General features: G+C 73.0%; 14 protein-coding genes. 7 read left to right on the forward strand and 7 right to left on the reverse strand.

Annotated elements, in window-relative coordinates; translation table 11 throughout:
- Window positions 1–24 precede the first annotated feature (24 nt).
- Both OG386_RS37595 and OG386_RS37600 read left to right on the forward strand, forming a co-directional pair.
- Window positions 25–507, forward strand: a complete 483-nt coding sequence (locus OG386_RS37595) for an NUDIX hydrolase (protein WP_328791823.1) — start codon at window positions 25–27, stop codon at window positions 505–507.
- Between the two features lie 101 nt (window positions 508–608).
- Window positions 609–1,808 (forward strand): acyltransferase family protein, encoded by a 1,200-nt coding sequence (locus OG386_RS37600; RefSeq protein WP_328791824.1) that lies wholly within the window; start codon window positions 609–611, stop codon window positions 1,806–1,808.
- Window positions 1,809–1,851: 43 nt separating this feature from the next.
- Here the strand turns inward: OG386_RS37600 and OG386_RS37605 are convergent, their stop codons facing one another.
- Both OG386_RS37605 and OG386_RS37610 read right to left on the reverse strand, forming a co-directional pair.
- On the reverse strand, window positions 1,852–2,622 hold the full coding sequence (locus OG386_RS37605; protein ID WP_328791825.1) for a trypsin-like serine peptidase: 771 nt from the start codon (window positions 2,620–2,622) through the stop codon (window positions 1,852–1,854).
- Between the two features lie 140 nt (window positions 2,623–2,762).
- Window positions 2,763–4,256: a hypothetical protein gene (locus OG386_RS37610; RefSeq protein ID WP_328791826.1), complete on the reverse strand. Its 1,494-nt coding sequence runs from the start codon at window positions 4,254–4,256 to the stop codon at window positions 2,763–2,765.
- Between the two features lie 160 nt (window positions 4,257–4,416).
- On the opposite strand from OG386_RS37610, the gene OG386_RS37615 reads away from it, so the two are divergent.
- Together OG386_RS37615 and OG386_RS37620 are read left to right on the forward strand one after the other, a co-directional pair.
- Window positions 4,417–5,706: an ATP-binding protein gene (locus OG386_RS37615; protein WP_327387007.1), complete on the forward strand. Its 1,290-nt coding sequence runs from the start codon at window positions 4,417–4,419 to the stop codon at window positions 5,704–5,706.
- 149 nt (window positions 5,707–5,855) lie between these two features.
- Window positions 5,856–6,200: a DUF6191 domain-containing protein gene (locus OG386_RS37620; RefSeq protein ID WP_328791827.1), complete on the forward strand. Its 345-nt coding sequence runs from the start codon at window positions 5,856–5,858 to the stop codon at window positions 6,198–6,200.
- Here the strand turns inward: OG386_RS37620 and OG386_RS37625 are convergent.
- The 5 genes from OG386_RS37625 to OG386_RS37645 form a co-directional block, all read right to left on the reverse strand.
- Window positions 6,178–6,801, reverse strand: coding sequence for a hypothetical protein (locus OG386_RS37625; RefSeq protein WP_328791828.1), 624 nt, complete (start codon window positions 6,799–6,801; stop codon window positions 6,178–6,180). The two genes, OG386_RS37620 and OG386_RS37625, sit on opposite strands and share 23 nt — an antisense overlap.
- Entirely contained in the window at window positions 6,798–8,426 is a 1,629-nt protein-coding gene (locus OG386_RS37630; protein WP_328791829.1) for a serine/threonine-protein kinase, read from the reverse strand. Before OG386_RS37630 ends, OG386_RS37625 begins: the two co-directional genes overlap by 4 nt.
- Window positions 8,427–8,570: 144 nt before the next feature.
- Window positions 8,571–9,824: a Tm-1-like ATP-binding domain-containing protein gene (locus OG386_RS37635; protein ID WP_328793502.1), complete on the reverse strand. Its 1,254-nt coding sequence runs from the start codon at window positions 9,822–9,824 to the stop codon at window positions 8,571–8,573.
- Window positions 9,825–9,872: 48 nt separating this feature from the next.
- Window positions 9,873–10,352 carry an NUDIX domain-containing protein gene (locus OG386_RS37640; protein WP_327387011.1) on the reverse strand — a complete coding sequence of 160 codons (480 nt, stop codon included), beginning with the start codon at window positions 10,350–10,352 and terminating at the stop codon, window positions 9,873–9,875.
- Between the two features lie 57 nt (window positions 10,353–10,409).
- Window positions 10,410–11,468, reverse strand: coding sequence for a cation diffusion facilitator family transporter (locus tag OG386_RS37645; protein WP_328791830.1), 1,059 nt, complete (start codon window positions 11,466–11,468; stop codon window positions 10,410–10,412).
- Between the two features lie 179 nt (window positions 11,469–11,647).
- Between OG386_RS37645 and OG386_RS37650 the strand changes: the two genes are divergently transcribed.
- From OG386_RS37650 to OG386_RS37660, 3 genes are read left to right on the forward strand one after another with little or no spacing between them, the layout of a single operon-like run.
- The gene (locus OG386_RS37650; protein WP_328791831.1) at window positions 11,648–14,032 is read left to right on the forward strand and encodes an ABC transporter ATP-binding protein/permease; all 2,385 of its coding nucleotides are present in this window, start codon (window positions 11,648–11,650) and stop codon (window positions 14,030–14,032) included.
- A gap of 5 nt (window positions 14,033–14,037) precedes the next feature.
- Window positions 14,038–14,751, forward strand: a complete 714-nt coding sequence (locus OG386_RS37655) for a hypothetical protein (RefSeq protein WP_328791832.1) — start codon at window positions 14,038–14,040, stop codon at window positions 14,749–14,751.
- Between the two features lie 2 nt (window positions 14,752–14,753).
- Window positions 14,754–15,770 carry a serine/threonine-protein kinase gene (locus OG386_RS37660; RefSeq protein WP_328791833.1) on the forward strand — a complete coding sequence of 339 codons (1,017 nt, stop codon included), beginning with the start codon at window positions 14,754–14,756 and terminating at the stop codon, window positions 15,768–15,770.
- Window positions 15,771–15,791 lie beyond the last annotated feature (21 nt).

The raw sequence follows: 15,791 nt of genomic DNA on the forward strand, positions 1-15,791 counted from the left end.
CCGGCGGCCTCGTAGGGTCGGGGCATGACCACTCCCGATTTCATCCGCCGGATCCGCGCCACCGCCGGGCACCAGCTGCTCCTGCTCCCCGGAGTCACGGCCATCGTCTTCGACGACCTCGGCCGGGTGCTGCTCGGCCGGCGCTCCGACACCGGGCAGTGGGCGGTGGTCGGCGGCATCGCCGAGCCGGGGGAGCAGCCCGCCGAGACCGCCGTGCGCGAGGTGTACGAGGAGACGGCGGTCCGCTGCGTCGTCGAGCGCGTGGTCCTCGTCCAGATGACGGAGCCGATGACCTACCCCAACGGCGACGTCTGCCAGTTCCAGGACATCACCTTCCGCTGCCGTGCGACGGGCGGCGAGGCACGGGCCAATGACCACGAGTCCCTCGAAGTGGCCTGGTTCGAGGTGGACGCGCTGCCGCCACTGGACCCCTTCGGCCTGGAGCGGATCCACCGGGCCCTGCGCGACGAGCCGACCTGGTTCGAGGCTCCCACCGCTCTTTCGTAGTTCCCGGACCGGCGATGTGAGCTGCGCGGACGTGCGCTGTATGGTTCCGCTGACCTAAGGCGGTTATCGGACAGTCATACATTCAAGGGGGCGGTCGGCGGATGAGCTCGCGCAGTTCAGCCGGAGAGTTGCGGGCGGGCGGCCAGGGCCACGTGTCGGCCGGAGCGGCCCCCGGCGGGCGGTTGGCGGTCCTCGACGGGGTGCGGGTCCTCGCCGCGCTCAGCGTGCTCTTCTACCACTACTTCGCCCTCGAAAGCGCCTGGGGGAAAGAGCCCGCGGCCATCTTCCCGACCGCCCACCGGCTCGCCGTCTACGGCTGGCTCGGCGTCGAGATCTTCTTCCTGGTCAGCGGGTTCGTGATCTGCATGAGCGCCTGGGGCCGCACGGTGGGCGACTTCGCGGTGTCCCGGGTTTCCCGGCTCTTTCCCGCCTACTGGGCGGCCGTGGCCTTCACCACCCTCGTGCTGTACGCCTGGCCCGAGGTCAGGCAGGTCAAGGCGTTCAGCCATGTCCTGGTGAACCTGTCGATGCTCCAGGGCGGCCTCGGCGTCCCGAACATCGACGACGCCTACTGGACCCTCTTCGTCGAGCTCAAGTTCTACGTACTGTTCGCGATCGTGGTCATGCGCGGCGTGACCTACCGCAACTGCGTCCTGTTCTGTGCGGCCTGGACCCTGGCCGGCGTCGTGGCGCCCACCGCCGACAACGGCGTGCTGTCCTTCTTCGCGGCCTCGTCCTCGTCCCCGTACTTCATCGCCGGCATCGGCTTCTACCTGATGCGCCGCTTCCGGCCGAACGCCGTCCTGTGGGCCGTCGTCGGCGTCCAGTTCCTCCTCGCGCAGCACTACGTGCACGCCCGCATGATCACCAACCTGGGCCGGGCCGCGACCGAGCGGACGCCCGCCTGGCCCGTGCACCTGATCATCGCCCTGGGCTTCGCCCTCATGGCGGCCATAGCCCTCGGCGCCCTCGACGGCGTCCGGTGGCGCTGGCTCCCGCACGCCGGAGCGCTGACGTACCCGCTCTACCTGATCCACATGATGGCCGGGCTGACCTTCATCCATCTCTTCCGCCACGACGTGGCGCCCGTACCGCTGGTCATCGGCGTGATCACCGCGATGCTGCTGCTCGCCTGGCTCGTCCACCGGCTCGTGGAACGCCCGCTCGGCCGGCTGCTGCGCGACCGCCTGCGCCGCGGGGTGCAGGACATCCGGTCGGGCACCCCGCGCGGCCCGTCGGTCGACCGGCTTCCCGCTCAGCCCTCGGCACCCGACGCGGAACGCATCCCGGCCGGCCGCTAGGGGCGGCGGCGGGACGCCCGCGGGCCTCGAGGACCGCGGGGCCTCAGGACCGGGCCTGCCGGTACAGCTGCACCGCCCGGTCGCCCAGGACCGCGCTGTACGAGATCTCCGGGACGCTCCCGCCGCCCTCGTATCCGCCGAGCACCCCGGCCAGCGCCCCGTTCACCAGCCAGGGACTGCCGCTGGTGCCGCCGGTGAGGTCCGGGCAGCCGATCCGGCGCTGGGTCGGGGACAACAGGGCGGTGGTGTTCGCGCAGCGCACCGGGGCCTCCAGGGTCCGCGGGTAGCCGATGATCGTCACCTTGGCGTCGTCCGGCTGCTCGGCGGCGACCGGGAAACCGCCCACGAGGTCCTCCACGCTCCCGGTCCGCCCGCCGTCCACCGGGGCTACCGTCGCGAACGCGACGTCGTCGTCCGGGTCCTGTCCGTCCGTCCAGCCCGGAGCGATGTAGGTGCCGGTGACCTTCCAGAATCCGTACGGGGCCTTGCCGTCGCGGTAGCCCGGCGCGAAGACGGTGGTGTTCGGGCTCTCCAGGCAGTGCGCGGCAGTGGCGATCACATCGCCCTCCTCGCTGTGCACCACGGCGGCGGTGCAGTGGTGCCCGCTGCTCTGCCCGCCCCCGAAGAGCGCGCCCACCCGGTCGGCGGTGGCGCCGGGTCGCGCCCACGCGGTCACGCCGAGCGGCGGTCCGGTGGCGTCGTCGGGCAGGTCCACGCCGATCAGGACGGCCGTCGCCGACAGCGCGAGCAGGATCCGGGACGCCCGCCGCGCACGGGTGCGCCGGGCCGGTCGAGGGAGCGTGGAGTGGATCATTTTTCCACCCTGCCCGCCGAACCTATGTCCGGAGGATGGAGTTCCGTATGAATCCCCTGTGAATCCTGTGAAGCTCGTGTGAAACCCGGGGCATGCCCTGACAGGACCCGCTATGTCGGATGTCGGCAGTCGATCGGCGGCTATCCACGCCGCTCGTACACCGTCACCCGGCGCCCCCGCACCTGCCGGTCCGCCACCACCGCGAAGTGCTCCCGCAGGACCGCCTCCTTGGCCTTGTCCCGCTCCGCCGACGGCGGCTTCGCCACCTTCTCCGCGTCCGTCACCAGCAGCACCCGCCGCTGGCCGAGCAGCGCCGTCCGGATCCGCGCGGGGTCCGTCTCCTCGCCCTTCAGGGTGGCCGAGGCGGCCGGCGACGCGGCCAGCGCCACATCGGCCAGGCCCCCGAAGGCGCTGGGCGAGACCAGCGCCGTGTCCCGGCGCGCGGCCGGGACGAACAGCACCGCGTCCCCGTCCCGCTTCAGCCCGGCCACCTCGCCGGCCACCGCGAGCACGTCGTCGATCCGGCTGGCCGGGGCCCGCTTGTCCAGTTCCACCGGCAGCAGGGCCAGCACCGAGAGCCCGGCCGCGCCCGGCACCAGCAGGCCCGCCGCCCTCGGGAGGCGGGGCGCGCAGGCCCGTACGGCCGCTCCCAGGGCGGCGCCGATCAGCAGCGCCAGCCCCACCATGCTGAACAGCACGTACCGGTCCTGGAAGAGCGGCTGCACCAGGGACAGCCCGAGCAACCCGAGCTGCGGCACCGCCAGCAGCGGCAGGCCGACCGCAGCCACCGAGAGCGCCTCGCGGTCGGACCGGTCCGCCCGCTCCGCCCGGTTCGACCCGTCCGCCCATGCGCCCAGCCCGCCGATCGCCAGCAGGATCCCCGGCCCGATCAGCATGTGCCAGGCCAGCGGCGGTATCCAGGACACCTGGTCGGACTGGCCGCGGCTGAACAGGATCAGCGGCAGCGCCCCCGCCACAGCGCCCGCGCCGTACGCCGCCCAGCACAGCCACACCCGCCGCCCGGCCCGCGCCCACCCCAGGGTCGCCGCGTGCGCCGGCAGCACCAGCAGGGACAGCCAGTTCAGCAGGGCGCACACCAGCACGGTGGTTCCGTACGCCGCCCAGCGCGGCCAGGCCCGCCGTCCGGCCCCGCGCTCCAGGAGCGAGACCAGCAGCAGCGTGGAGAGCCCGGCCCCCGCCGCGACCAGCGCGTACGGGCGACCCTCCTGGAGGTAGAACTGGACCGCCGGCAGCAGCCCGAGGGCCAGCCCGCCGCCGAGCCCCGCCCAGAACCCGGCCAGGCGCCGCCCGATCAGCGCCACACAGGCCGCGGTGACCGAGACGGCCAGCACCGACGGCAACCGCAGGGTCGCCGTGCTCGCCCCGAACACCTCGAAGAGGCCGTGCATCAGCAGGTAGTAGAGCCCGTGCACGGCATCCACGTGTCCGAGCATCGCCCATATCTCACCCGCCGACCGCCCGGCCACCTGCCAGGTCGCCGCCTCGTCCCGCCACACGCTGTCCTGCCGGGAGAGCCCCCACAGACCGAGCCCCAGGGTCCACAGCAGGGGGACCAGCCACACCAGAACGCGCCGACACCGGGATTCAGCTATGGCGGATATGTCGGAAGGCATGAAGGTGCGCGGATCCTCGGTGCGGGGCGTCGGCGGAAAGCACCAGTCTATGGACGCCACGGACGGTTTCCGGGCCGGGTGTTGTGCACCACGGAGCGTGATCGTCCGGCCCACCCGCCCCTAGCCTCGCCGCAGGAGCACGAACGAGGGGCGGTACCCGGTGAACTGGCTCATCCACGACTACCGCGAGAGCGATCTCGCAGCGGTGGTCCATCTGATCGACACCACGGCCGAACTCGGCCAGGAGTCCGTCTTCTCGCTCGCCGAGTGCATCGGCGCGCTGACCGACCGCCAGCCCTGTGTGGTCGCCGTCCACCAGGGCGTCCCCATCGGCGCGGCGCTCGCCTGCGTCACCGGCGAACGGGCCTGGGTCATGCGCATCGCGATCGCCGCCGGCTGGCGCGGCCGGGGCCTGGCCAGCGCCCTGCTCGTCGAACTGGAGCGACGGCTCATCGCCGCGCGCGTCGGCCGCATCGCGTACGTCCTGCCCGAGGAGGACATGCTCGGCGAAGGCCTCCTGAACGCCGGCTACACCCGGCAGCCGGCCGTCGCCTACTTCGAGAAGACCGAGCCGCTGCACGGACCGGCCGCGGGCCTCCTCGACGACCTCGGCGGTCGCTTCCTGCCGAACGACCTGTGGGCCAAGGTCGCCGGCATGGAGAAGGAGAAGGACCTCATCGAGCGGCGCGTGGTGCTGCCGCTCGCCGAGCCCGAGCGGGCCGCTTCGCACGGGGTGCGGCCGCCGCGCGCCATCACCCTCTTCGGCCCGCCCGGCACCGGCAAGACCACCTTCGCCCGGGCCATCGCCTCCCGGCTCGGCTGGCCCTTCGTGGAACTGCTGCCCTCCCGCCTCGCCGACGAGGGCAACCTGGCGGCGGCACTGCGCGACGCGTTCGCCCGGATCGCCGAGCTGGAGCGCGTACTCGTCTTCATCGACGAGGTCGAGGAGATCGCACCGGTGCGCACCGAGCCCGCGCAGCCCGGCGGGATCCACGGGGTGACGAACGAGCTGCTGAAGCTGATACCGGGCTTCCGGGAGGGCGACGAGCGGCTGCTGGTCTGCGCCACCAACTCCATCCGCTCCCTGGACCCGGCCTTCCTGCGGCCCGGGCGCTTCGACTACCTCATCCCGATCGGCACCCCGGACGCCGGAGCGCGCGCCGCCATCTGGTCCCGCTACACGGCGGGCCGCGCGGACGTCGACGTGAACGCCCTGGTGGCGGCCACCGAGCTGTTCACACCGGCCGACATCGAGCACGCGGCGCGGATCGCGGCGCAAGTGTCCTTCGAGCGGGACCTCGAGGCGGTGGGCGCGCGGGGCGCGGCGGCCGCGCAGTTGGGCGCGACCACGCAGGACTACCTGGCGGCGGTCCGGCAGTGCCGGCCGACGGTGACCCCGGCCATGACGGGCGAGTTCGAGGCGGACATCACCGCGCACGCCCGGTTCTGAGCCCCGTTCCGACCTCGGCCCGACCCCGGTCGGAACCCCCTGACGTCCGTCCCCCGGTTGCGGCGGGGACGGAACGCGAAACGGCCCGCGGCCGCTCCCCCAAGGGGCCGCGGGCCTCCCGCGAACCCGGCTTCGGTTACCGTCACCGCATGGGCTTCGTCATCTTCATGACCCTTCCCGGTCTGGCTCTGGTGCTCACCGCCGTGGCCTTCCTCGACCTGGCACTGCTCCGCGCGGGCCGCGCCGGGCTGCTGCCCTGGCGGTGGAGCGGCCGCCAGGGGCAGGTGTCCGCCACCGGCTTCGAGCAGCTCCACGCCAGCTTCTCGCCGGGCAAGCAGAACGAGCTTAAGGAACGGCAGAGCGCCCTCGTCATGCGCGACGACGAAGAGGACGGCGCCCCGCCGCGCACCCGGGTCGACCTCGACGGCGGACTCGCCGTCATCCGGCTGCCCGGCAGCGCGCCCGCGCCCGTTACGGGGAACAGCGGTACGTGAAGTCCACCGCGGCCGTGCGCTGTCCGGGCGACACCAGTTGCAGCTCCGCCTTCGCCGGGTAGCTCCCCGTGCCGCGGAAGGTCCACAGCAGGTGCAGCCGGGCCTCCCGCTGCCCGCGCGGTACCCGCTCGGTCAGCTGCTCGGACCGGGTGCCGTCGCTGCGCACCCACCGGTAGGTGAGGACGCCCGGGCGCCCGTTGGTCGCCACGACGGCCACCACATCGGCGGCCGCGTCACAGGCCGGGCCCTTGGGATCGGTGCTCACGGCCACGTCCCGGACCTCGATGCCGGGCCCCAGCCGCTGCCATCCGAGGTACGCGAGGACCGCGGCCAGGACGAGCGCCGCGAGGGCGTACCGACGCAGCCCGGCCAGGCGCCGCCCGGGCGGCGGCGCGACGGCCCGCGCGAGGTCGAGGGGGAACGGCGCGGGCATGGCCGCGGTCACCCCGGGCCCGAACCGGAGCACGGAGCCCTCGACGCGGTCGGGCGCCACCTCCTCGGGAGCCATCCTCTTCGTCGTGTCCGGGGGGCCGCTGAACCAGTGGCTGCCGAGGACGGTGGCGCTGTAGTCGTCGCCCTCGGGGGCGCCGGAACCGCTCATCGGGGCACCTCCTGCTCCGTGCAGCGCAGCAGGTACTGCGAGGCCGAGGCGGACTTGTTCCCGGCGGTGGGCTTGGTGGTGACCCGGATGCCGCCGTAGCAGCCACGGAAGCGGGGGAAGGTGTGGGACCTGTTCTCGGTGACCGTCGAGCCGGCCGGGACCACGAACGACTCCGCCGCTCCGTCGCGGACGGAGTAGGAGCCTTGCGTACGGTCCAGGAACCATTCCACCGTCACGGTGACCGATCCGGTGCCCTGGGAGGTGACCGAGATGGCCGCGTCGCCACGGTAGACGCCGGGCTTGAGCGTGACGGAGACGTCCGTGACCTTCAGCGTTGGAGTGGGTGTCGGGGTCGGCGTGGTCGGCGTGGGGGACCAGCTCACCGTCGGCTTCGGGGTGGGGCTCGTGGACCACGACGGAGAAGCCGAGGGAGACGTGGACGCGGACGGCGAGGGGCTCGGGGACGCCGAAGGGCTCGGACTCGGCGACGGGGAGGCGGAGTCCGTCGGGCTCGGGTTCGCGCTCGGCGAGGCCGATCCGGGCGGGGCCGCGCTCGTCGTGGCGAAGGCGCTCACCGCCGAAGCCGCGTCCGGGGCCGCGCCGATCGCGTCCGTCGTCAGGACCAGCACGGTTCCCAGTACCAGCGCCACGCCCGCCGCGAGCCAGCCGCGGCGCCCCGGCGCCCAGCCGGAACCGCCGGGCACCTCGGTCGTGGCGAACGCCGTGGTACCGGCCGCCGGGCCGCCCGCCGAGGGGAACAACAGCGGCAGCAGGGCGGCCAGCGCCGCCAGCTTGCGCTGCCCGCGCTCCTCCCACTCGGGCCCGTACGCCGCCAGCGCCACCCCCTCCAGCTCGGCCACGAACGCCTCGGCGTTCTCCGGCCGCTGCTCGGGCGCCTTCGCGAGGCCGCGCCGGATCAGCGGACGTACGGGCTCGGGCGCCTCCGTCTCCGGTACCGGCGCCTCGATGTGCTGGACGGCCAGCTCGGCGAAGTTCTCCCCGTCGTAGGGCTTGCGGCCGGTGAGGCACTCGAAGAAGGTCGCCGTCGCCGCGTACACGTCGGCCGCGGGCGAGGCCGGCCGGCCCTGCCACTGCTCGGGAGCCATGTAGGCGGGGGTTCCGGCCACGCCGGGCGTGCTGCCCCGGTTCGCCGCGATCCCGAAGTCCACCAGCTTCGACGAGCCGTCCGGCGCGACCAGCACGTTCTCGGGCTTGTAGTCGCGGTGGACGACGCCCGCGCGGTGCGCCGCCGCGAGCCCCAGCAGGGACCCCTTGAGGACCACCAGCGCGGCCTCGGCGTCGGCCCGCCCGGACTGCTTCAGCAGTGCGCGCAGGGAGATGCCGTCCACCAGCTCCATGACGATGGCCGCGCCGCCCGTCGCCTCCACGTACTCGTAGAGCCTGACCACGTACGGGGTCTGCAGCCCGCCCAGGAGGCGGGCCTCGGCCCGGAACTCCCCGACGAACGCCGGATCCTGGCGCAGCCGGTCGCTGAGGTACTTCACGGCGACCGGGGTGCCCGTGCCGTCGTGGACGGCGAGCACCACGCGGCCGCTGCCGCCCGAACCGAGCTCGCGGACCTCGGTGTAACCGGGGACCGACCATGCCGCCCGCGTGTCGTCCATCGTTCCTGCCCCCTACCTGCCGTGTGGCGCCGCTGCATCGCTCGGACGACCGGTCCCGGACCGGCGTCCACCGGCCCTCCCGGGGCCGGACGCCCCATGGGACGTGGTTTCCGCCGTGGCCGGTTCCCAACCACGGCGGACGCCTCAGGCCGCGGCCGACATGGCGCCGATCATGGCGTGCAGCCGGTCGGCCGCAGCCCGCCCGAAGGCCGGATCGTTGATGTGCGTGTCGTAGTCGTAGAGCCTCGTGGCACTGCCCCGCAGGCCCTCGCGCAGCGCGGAGAACAAGGCCCGGTCCGCGCCGGGGTCATGGTACGGCCCGCCCGGCGCGCCGAGCGTGGACAGTCCACGGAGCGGGACGCAGACCGCCGTGGGGCCGCTCGCCGCGCACAGTTTCGCGGCGACCCGGCGGCCGAGCTCCGCGCACTCGGCCGCGGTCGTACGGGTCACCGTGATGGACGGGTTGTGGACGTGGACGCCCCGGTCGCGGACCTGCCGGGGCAGGCTCTCCAGCGGGCCGAACTTCACCATGTCCAGCGCCCCCAGGCTCACCACCTGCGGGATCCCGGCCCGCCCGGCCGCGCTGAGCCGGTCCGGTCCCGCGGTGAGGATGCCCCCGCACAGGTCGTCGGCGAGCTCGCTGAGGGTGAGGTCGAGGACGCCCGCGAAGACCCCCTGGCCGGCCAGGGTCTCCAGGGTGCGGCCGCCGGTGCCGCTGACGTGGAAGACCAACACCTCGTAGCCGAGTTCCGTCAGCCGCTCGCGCGCCGCGTCCACCCCGGCCGTGGTCACGCCCGCCATGCTCGCCGCGACCAGGGGGCGGCCGCCCGCGCCCAGCCGGGGCGGCCGCCCCTCCGCGGAGGAACGGTCGTAGGCCCGGGCCATCCCGGTGATCGCCGCCACGGCGTTCGCCAGGACCGGTGCGGAGACGCTGTTGATCCCCGCGATGTCCACCACGCTGTACATCATGGTGATGTCCGAGGAGCCCACGTAGGGGCGTACGTCCCCGGACGCCATGGACGAGACCATCAGTTTCGGTACGCCCAGCGGCAGGGCGCGCATCGCCCGGGTGGCGATGGAAGTGCCGCCGCTCCCGCCGATGGCGAGCACCCCGTGCAGCCTGCCCTCGGCGTGCAGGCGTAAGAGGGTCGCCTCCGCGCCCCTCGCCATGGTGGTCACGGCCGCACCCCGGTCGGCGGCCGTGAGCAGTTCCGACAGTTCCGTTCCGGCCGCCCGCGCCACCGCATCACGCGGTACGTCGGCGGCGACCCGGGGTTCGCCCATGATTCCCGTGTCGACCAGTACCACTTCGACGCCGGCGCGCAACAGCCTCTCGCGCAGCCAGCCGTACTCCACACCCTTGGTGTCCAAGGTCCCCACCAGCACGACGTTGGTCATGTGTGCAATGTCCATGCAGGTAAGGGTGTTGGCAAGTGCAAGTGTGGGTCAAACCTTCAGGAGCCCCAACAGTCGTTCCAAGAAAGGGAGTTGGGATGGAATCAGCATGTTTTGCGCCAGGGGCGGAGCAAACCAGGCCACTCGGTCCAGCTCCGGGAACTCCTGGACGTTCCCGGAGTGTGGGGGCCACTCCATCGTGAAGGTCCCGGGCACCATCAGCGCGGGGTCGAGATCCGCCTCCACCGCCCAGATGGTCACCAGCTTCCCGCTGGTCAGGCGTACCTCGCCCAGCGGCAGGTAGTCGCCCTCCGGCGGGGGCAGCCCGATCTCCTCGGTGAACTCGCGGCGGGCCGCGTCCCGAGGAGTCTCCTCCGGACCGTATTCACCCTTGGGGATGGCCCAGTCCCCGGACTGCCGTCCGGCCCAGAGCGGGCCGCCCATGTGTCCGAGGAGCACCTCGACACCGGACTCCGGCTCCGGACCGGTCCGCCGGAAGAGGAGCAGTCCGGCACTGCGTTTGTGTGTCATGGGTACATCCATGCCCCGTACGGACCCCGGCCAGTGACGCGGGTACGCGTTCTGCCGTCAGTGGTCGTGCGGGCCCTGCCGGTGGACCGGACCGTGCGCGTCCGCGCAGTGCGCGTCGGACGCGCCCCCGCCCGCGCGGCCGACCGTGAGCAGGGACTCCTGCGCGTGGTCCACCTGGAGGGTGGTGTGCGTGATCCCGTACTCCTTGTCGAGCAGCCCCTCCAGGTCCCGGCGCACGGCGTGGCAGTCACCCGCCGGCTCCACCAGCACGTGTGCGGACAGTGCCGCCTGGCCCGAGGTGATCGTCCAGATGTGCAGGTCGTGCACCTCGGTGACGGGCGGGTGCCCGACCAGCCGGTCGCCGACCGCGTCCGGGTCCACGTGGGCCGGGGCGGCCTCCAGGAGGATCCGGCCGGACTCGCGGACCAGCCCGTAACCCGCCTTGACCATCAGCACCACCACGACCAGCGTGGCGATCGCGTCCGCCTGTCGGAAACCGGTGGTCAGAACGATCAGACCGGCGATCGCGGTGCCGATGAAGGCGAAGAGGTCGTTCAGGATGTGCTGGTAGGCGCCCTCGACGACGAGCGCGGAACGGTTCGCCCGGGAGATGCACCAGGCCGCGGCCACGTTGACGACGATGCCCGCGAGCGCCGTCACCACGACCAGCCCGCCCTCCACCGGCGGCGGGTCCAGCAGCCGCCGCACCGCCTCGTACGCCAGCCAGACCGCCAGCAGGATCAGCGTCAGCCCGTTCGCCTGGGCGGAGAGTATCTCCGCCCGCTTGAGGCCGTACGTGAAGCCGCCGCGGGCGGGGCGCGCGGCCAGCCGCATGGCGATCAGCGCCAGGACGATCGAGACCGCGTCGGTCAGCATGTGGGCCGCGTCGGAGATCAGGGCCAGCGAGTTGGCCATGAAGCCGATGACCACCTCGACGGCCATGAACCCGCCGATCAGGGCGAGTGCGATCGCCAGCCAGCGCCGGTCGGCATCGGCCGCCACGCCGTGGCTGTGCCCGCCGGGCCCGTGGCCGTGGCCGTGGCCCGCGGGCCCGTTCGCGCGTCCGTTCCCGTTCCCGTGTCCGTGGCCGTCGTGCGCGTGGTCGTGCCCACTCATGGCGTCCCCCGTCTCGTCGCGGCACCCGTGTGTTCGGTCCCGTCGCGTGAAGTGAAGCGCACCCCGGCGGGATCGGCAAAGGCTGCAACGGGGACCGTTGTCATTACCCATAAGAGGCCTCTGACCTGCGGTGATGTCTGACCGGTGCCGGACCTTCCCGATCGTGGGAAAATCTGGTCATGGTCCAGCGCCCAAGTGTGCCGACCGCGCCCCAGCTCGTCCTGGTGACCGACTGGGGCGCCACCGAGATGGATCCCGACCGGATCTACCACGTCGGTCGGGACCCGCTTTGCGAGATCTGCCTCGACGACGCCCGCGTCTCCTGGCACCACGCGATCCTGCGCCCGGACGGCGACCACTGGACGCTGGAGGACGAGGGCAGCACCAACGGCACCTTCGCCGACGGTCACCGCGTCCACGAGTGGAGCGTCGGCGTCGGCACGGAACTGCGCTTCGGCAGCATCGACGACGGGCCGCGCGCCGCCGTCATCGGTCCCGCGCCGCCGCCCCCGCCCGCACCACCCCCCGCGCCCGGCACCGGCCGCCCCTCCCACGTCACGAACCCGGCCATGACCGGCACCTTCCGGCAGCCGACGACCGTGCGTCCGCTTCCCGTCCGCACCGCCGTCCGCATCGGCCGCGCCCCCGAGAGCGACCTCGTCGTCGACGACCTCACCGTGTCCCGTCGCCACGCCGAGCTGCACGCCCTCGCCGACGGCAGCTACGAGATCGTCGACCTCGGCAGCCACAACGGCACCTACCTCAACGGCGCCGCCGTGACCCGGGCCACCCCCGTCACCGAGGGCGACATCGTCGGCATCGGCCACTCGGTCTTCTGCCTCGTCGGCGACCAGCTCCAGGAGTTCGTGGACACCGGCGAGGTCTCCCTCGACGTCCAGGGCCTCACCGTCGCCGTCGACCGCGGCCGCAAGACCCTCCTCGACCAGATCTCCTTCCCGGTCGGCGCCAAATGCCTGCTCGCCGTCGTGGGCCCCAGCGGAGCGGGCAAGTCCACCCTGCTCGGCGCGCTGACCGGCCTGCGCCCCGCCGACCAGGGCACCGTCCTGTACGACGGCCGCGACCTCTACCGCGACTACGCCGAACTGCGCAGCCGCATCGGCCTCGTCCCGCAGGACGACATCCTGCACTCCCAGCTCACCGTCCGGCGCGCCCTCACCTACGCCGCCGAACTGCGCTTCCCGCAGGACACCGCCAAGGCCGAACGCCAGGCCCGGGTCGACGAGGTGATCGGTGAGCTCGGCCTCGAACAGCGTGCCGACCAGCCCATCCACAGCCTCTCCGGCGGCCAGCGCAAACGCGTCTCCGTCGCCCTGGAACTGCTCACCAAGCCCTCCCTGCTCTTCCTGGACGAGCCCACCTCCGGACTCGACCCCGGCATGGACCGCTCGGTGATGAACATGCTGCGCGACCTCGCGGACGACGGCCGCACGGTCATCGTCGTCACCCACAGCGTGCTCAACCTCGAAGGCTGCGACCGCCTCCTCGTCCTCGCCCCGGGCGGGCGCATCGCGTACTACGGCGCCCCCGGGGAGGCCCTCGACTTCTTCGGCTTCGAGCAATGGCCCGAGGCCTTCGAAGCCTTCGAGAACCAGCGCGACCGCGACTGGGCCGGGGAGTACCGGGCCTCGCCGCTGTACCGCCGCCACATCGACGTCACCGCCGGCCGGCTCCCGCTCACGGCGCAGGCCGAACGGGCCGCCGGGGTCCCGCCGCAGCCACCGCCCAAGGCCCAGAGCTGGGGCTCCCAGCTCTCCACCCTGATCCGCCGGTACGCCGCCGTGCTCAGGTCCGACCGGACCTTCCTGGTCATCATGGTCGCGCTGCCCTTCGTCATGGGCGCCATGACCCGCGCACTGGCCGGCAACACCCTCAACGCCGAAACGGCCCTGAACGCCCTGTTCATCCTGTGCGTGGGCGGAGTCCTGATCGGCGCCGCCAACGCGGTGCGCGAACTCGTCAAGGAACGCGTCATCTACCAGCGAGAACGGTCCGTCGGCCTGTCCCGGTCGGCCTACCTGATGTCCAAAGTGGTGGTCCTCGGCGCGATCACCGTCGCCCAGGCCGTGGTCCTCACCCTGGTGGGCCTGGCGGGCGTCACCATCAACGCTCCCGGTGGCCGCGGCCTCTTCATGCCACCGCTCATGGAGATCACCCTCGCCGTCGCCCTGCTGTCCGTCACCGCGATGCTGCTCGGCCTGCTGATCTCCGCCCTGGTGACCAAGGAGGAGGTCACCATGCCGCTGCTGGTCCTCCTCACGATCGTCCAGGTCGTCTTCTGCGGCTCCCTGCTGAAACTCACCGGCGTCCCCGTCATCGAACAGCTGGCCTGGTTCGTACCGGCCCGGTGGGCCATGGGAGCCATGGCGGGCACCATCGACCTCGGCGCGATCGTGCCCGGCAAGATCACCCAAGACCCGCTGTTCGACCACGAGGCCCACCTCTGGCTCCTCGAAATGGGCATGCTCGTCGTCCTGTCCGTGCTCTTCGGCGTGCTGGTCGCCCGGCTGCTGCGCCGCCACGAGCCGACCGTCATGCGGAAGTAGGCCCCATGAGCAGCCCGCTGGGTCAACCCGGAGGCGAGGTGGAGGGCTTCCGGCCCACCCATGTGGTGCCGCAGGAGGGACTGCCCGCCTGGGAGGGCCCCGACGTCAGCCGGCCGACCGTGCCCCTGGACCCGTTCCTGCCCGTGCAGCTGCTGTCCCGGCGCGGGGAGTGGGGGGAGGTCCTGTGCGCCAACGGGTGGTCCGCCTGGGTTGACGGGCGGCTGCTGGTCGCCGTACCGCAGCCGCCGCCGACGGCCGGAGGACGGCCCCCGGTCCGCTCCGAGGACCCGCGGCCGCTGCTCACGCGCGGCTCCGAGGCCCTGGAACGCTACCGGCGGGCCGTGGACGAGCTCGCCTCGGGACGGATCGACGCCGACGCCTTCCGCCGCTCGCTGCGCGGGCTGCGGGCCGGCGTGGTCATCGACGGGGAGTCGGTGTGGCTCTACGACGAGAAGTCGGGCCGGTGGCTGTACGACGACGGGGACCGCATGACGACCTACGCGGTCGTCGCCGGCCCGGGGGGTCCGTCCGCGCCCGAACCCGGGCCGCGGCAACCGCCCCCGGACACGACTCCGGCCGGCGGGGCCCCCGTACGGCGGGAACCGCCCCCCACCGACGCGGTCGCAATCCCGCGCGAAGAGCCCGGGGACCGGTCCGAACGGGCGGTGGCCCATGATCCGACGCGGATCGTGGAGACCCGCGACCCCGGGGGCGGCTGACGGTGGACGAGGAACGGGCGGAGCCCGCCGACGGGTCCCCCACCGACCTGCGCGGCAAGCAGATCGCCGGCTACCTGGTGGAGAGGGAGATCGGGCGCGGCGGCATGGCCGTCGTCTACGAGGCGCGGGACCTGCGCCTCGACCGGCGCGTGGCACTGAAGCTGCTGGCTCCCGAGCTGGCCCGGAACGACACCTTCAGACAGCGGTTCGCCCACGAGTCGAAGGTGGCCGCGACCATCGAGCACCCGCACATCGTGCCCGTGTTCGAGGCGGGGGAGGCGGACGGACTGCTCTACATCGCCATGCGCCTCGTCGAGGGACCCGACCTGCGGGTGATGCTGGACCGGACGGGCCCGCTGCCGGTGGAGACGGCCGCGCGGATCGCCGGCCAGGTGGCCTCCGCGCTGGACGCCGCCCACGCCCACGACCTGGTCCACCGGGACGTGAAGCCGGGCAACATCCTGATCGCCCCGGGCACGGACCGCGACCATCCGGAACACGCCTACCTCACGGACTTCGGGCTGACGAAGAAATCGCTGTCGCTGACCGGGTTCACGACCGACGGGCAGTTCGTCGGCACAATGACCTACGTGGCGCCGGAACAGATCTCGGGGAAGCCGGTGGACGGCCGCTGCGACGTCTACAGCCTGGGGTGCGTCGTCTACGAGGCCCTCGCCGGGGAACCGCCCTTCCAACGGGACGACGACATCGCCCTGCTGTGGGCCCACCAGTACGACGCCCCGCCCGCGCTGAGCTCGCGGCGGCCCGGACTGCCGGAGGAGGTGGACGCGGTCCTGGCGAAGGCGCTGGCCAAGTCTCCGGACGACCGGTGGAACAGCTGTCTGGAGTTCACCGGGGCCCTGCGGCGGGCGGGGGAGGGCGGCCGACCGCCGGGGCAGGCGGGTGAGGCGGAGGGCGGGGCGGGACGGGCCGCACACCCCGACCTGCCGGCCCCGCCCCCGGTGCCGGCGTGGGCGCTGCCGGTGTTCGACCGACCGGCGCCCGGGGGGACGGCCTGAGCCGCTCCCGGCTTGCTCGGC

Source organism: Streptomyces sp. NBC_00273 (assembly GCF_036178145.1).
Taxonomy (GTDB): Bacteria; Actinomycetota; Actinomycetes; order Streptomycetales; family Streptomycetaceae; genus Streptomyces.

What these genes read in the sequence shown, in the direction of transcription:
- OG386_RS37650 (WP_328791831.1), top strand. Translation starts at nt 11,648, where the DNA reads ATGGTCCAGCGCCCAAGTGTGCCGACCGCGCCCCAGCTCGTCCTGGTG.
- OG386_RS37630 (WP_328791829.1), bottom strand. Translation starts at nt 8,426, where the DNA reads ATGGACGACACGCGGGCGGCATGGTCGGTCCCCGGTTACACCGAGGTC.
- OG386_RS37655 (WP_328791832.1), top strand. Translation starts at nt 14,038, where the DNA reads ATGAGCAGCCCGCTGGGTCAACCCGGAGGCGAGGTGGAGGGCTTCCGG.
- OG386_RS37610 (WP_328791826.1), bottom strand. Translation starts at nt 4,256, where the DNA reads ATGCCTTCCGACATATCCGCCATAGCTGAATCCCGGTGTCGGCGCGTT.
- OG386_RS37600 (WP_328791824.1), top strand. Translation starts at nt 609, where the DNA reads ATGAGCTCGCGCAGTTCAGCCGGAGAGTTGCGGGCGGGCGGCCAGGGC.
- OG386_RS37595 (WP_328791823.1), top strand. Translation starts at nt 25, where the DNA reads ATGACCACTCCCGATTTCATCCGCCGGATCCGCGCCACCGCCGGGCAC.
- OG386_RS37605 (WP_328791825.1), bottom strand. Translation starts at nt 2,622, where the DNA reads ATGATCCACTCCACGCTCCCTCGACCGGCCCGGCGCACCCGTGCGCGG.
- OG386_RS37625 (WP_328791828.1), bottom strand. Translation starts at nt 6,801, where the DNA reads ATGAGCGGTTCCGGCGCCCCCGAGGGCGACGACTACAGCGCCACCGTC.
- OG386_RS37645 (WP_328791830.1), bottom strand. Translation starts at nt 11,468, where the DNA reads ATGAGTGGGCACGACCACGCGCACGACGGCCACGGACACGGGAACGGG.
- OG386_RS37635 (WP_328793502.1), bottom strand. Translation starts at nt 9,824, where the DNA reads ATGACCAACGTCGTGCTGGTGGGGACCTTGGACACCAAGGGTGTGGAG.
- OG386_RS37640 (WP_327387011.1), bottom strand. Translation starts at nt 10,352, where the DNA reads ATGACACACAAACGCAGTGCCGGACTGCTCCTCTTCCGGCGGACCGGT.
- OG386_RS37620 (WP_328791827.1), top strand. Translation starts at nt 5,856, where the DNA reads ATGGGCTTCGTCATCTTCATGACCCTTCCCGGTCTGGCTCTGGTGCTC.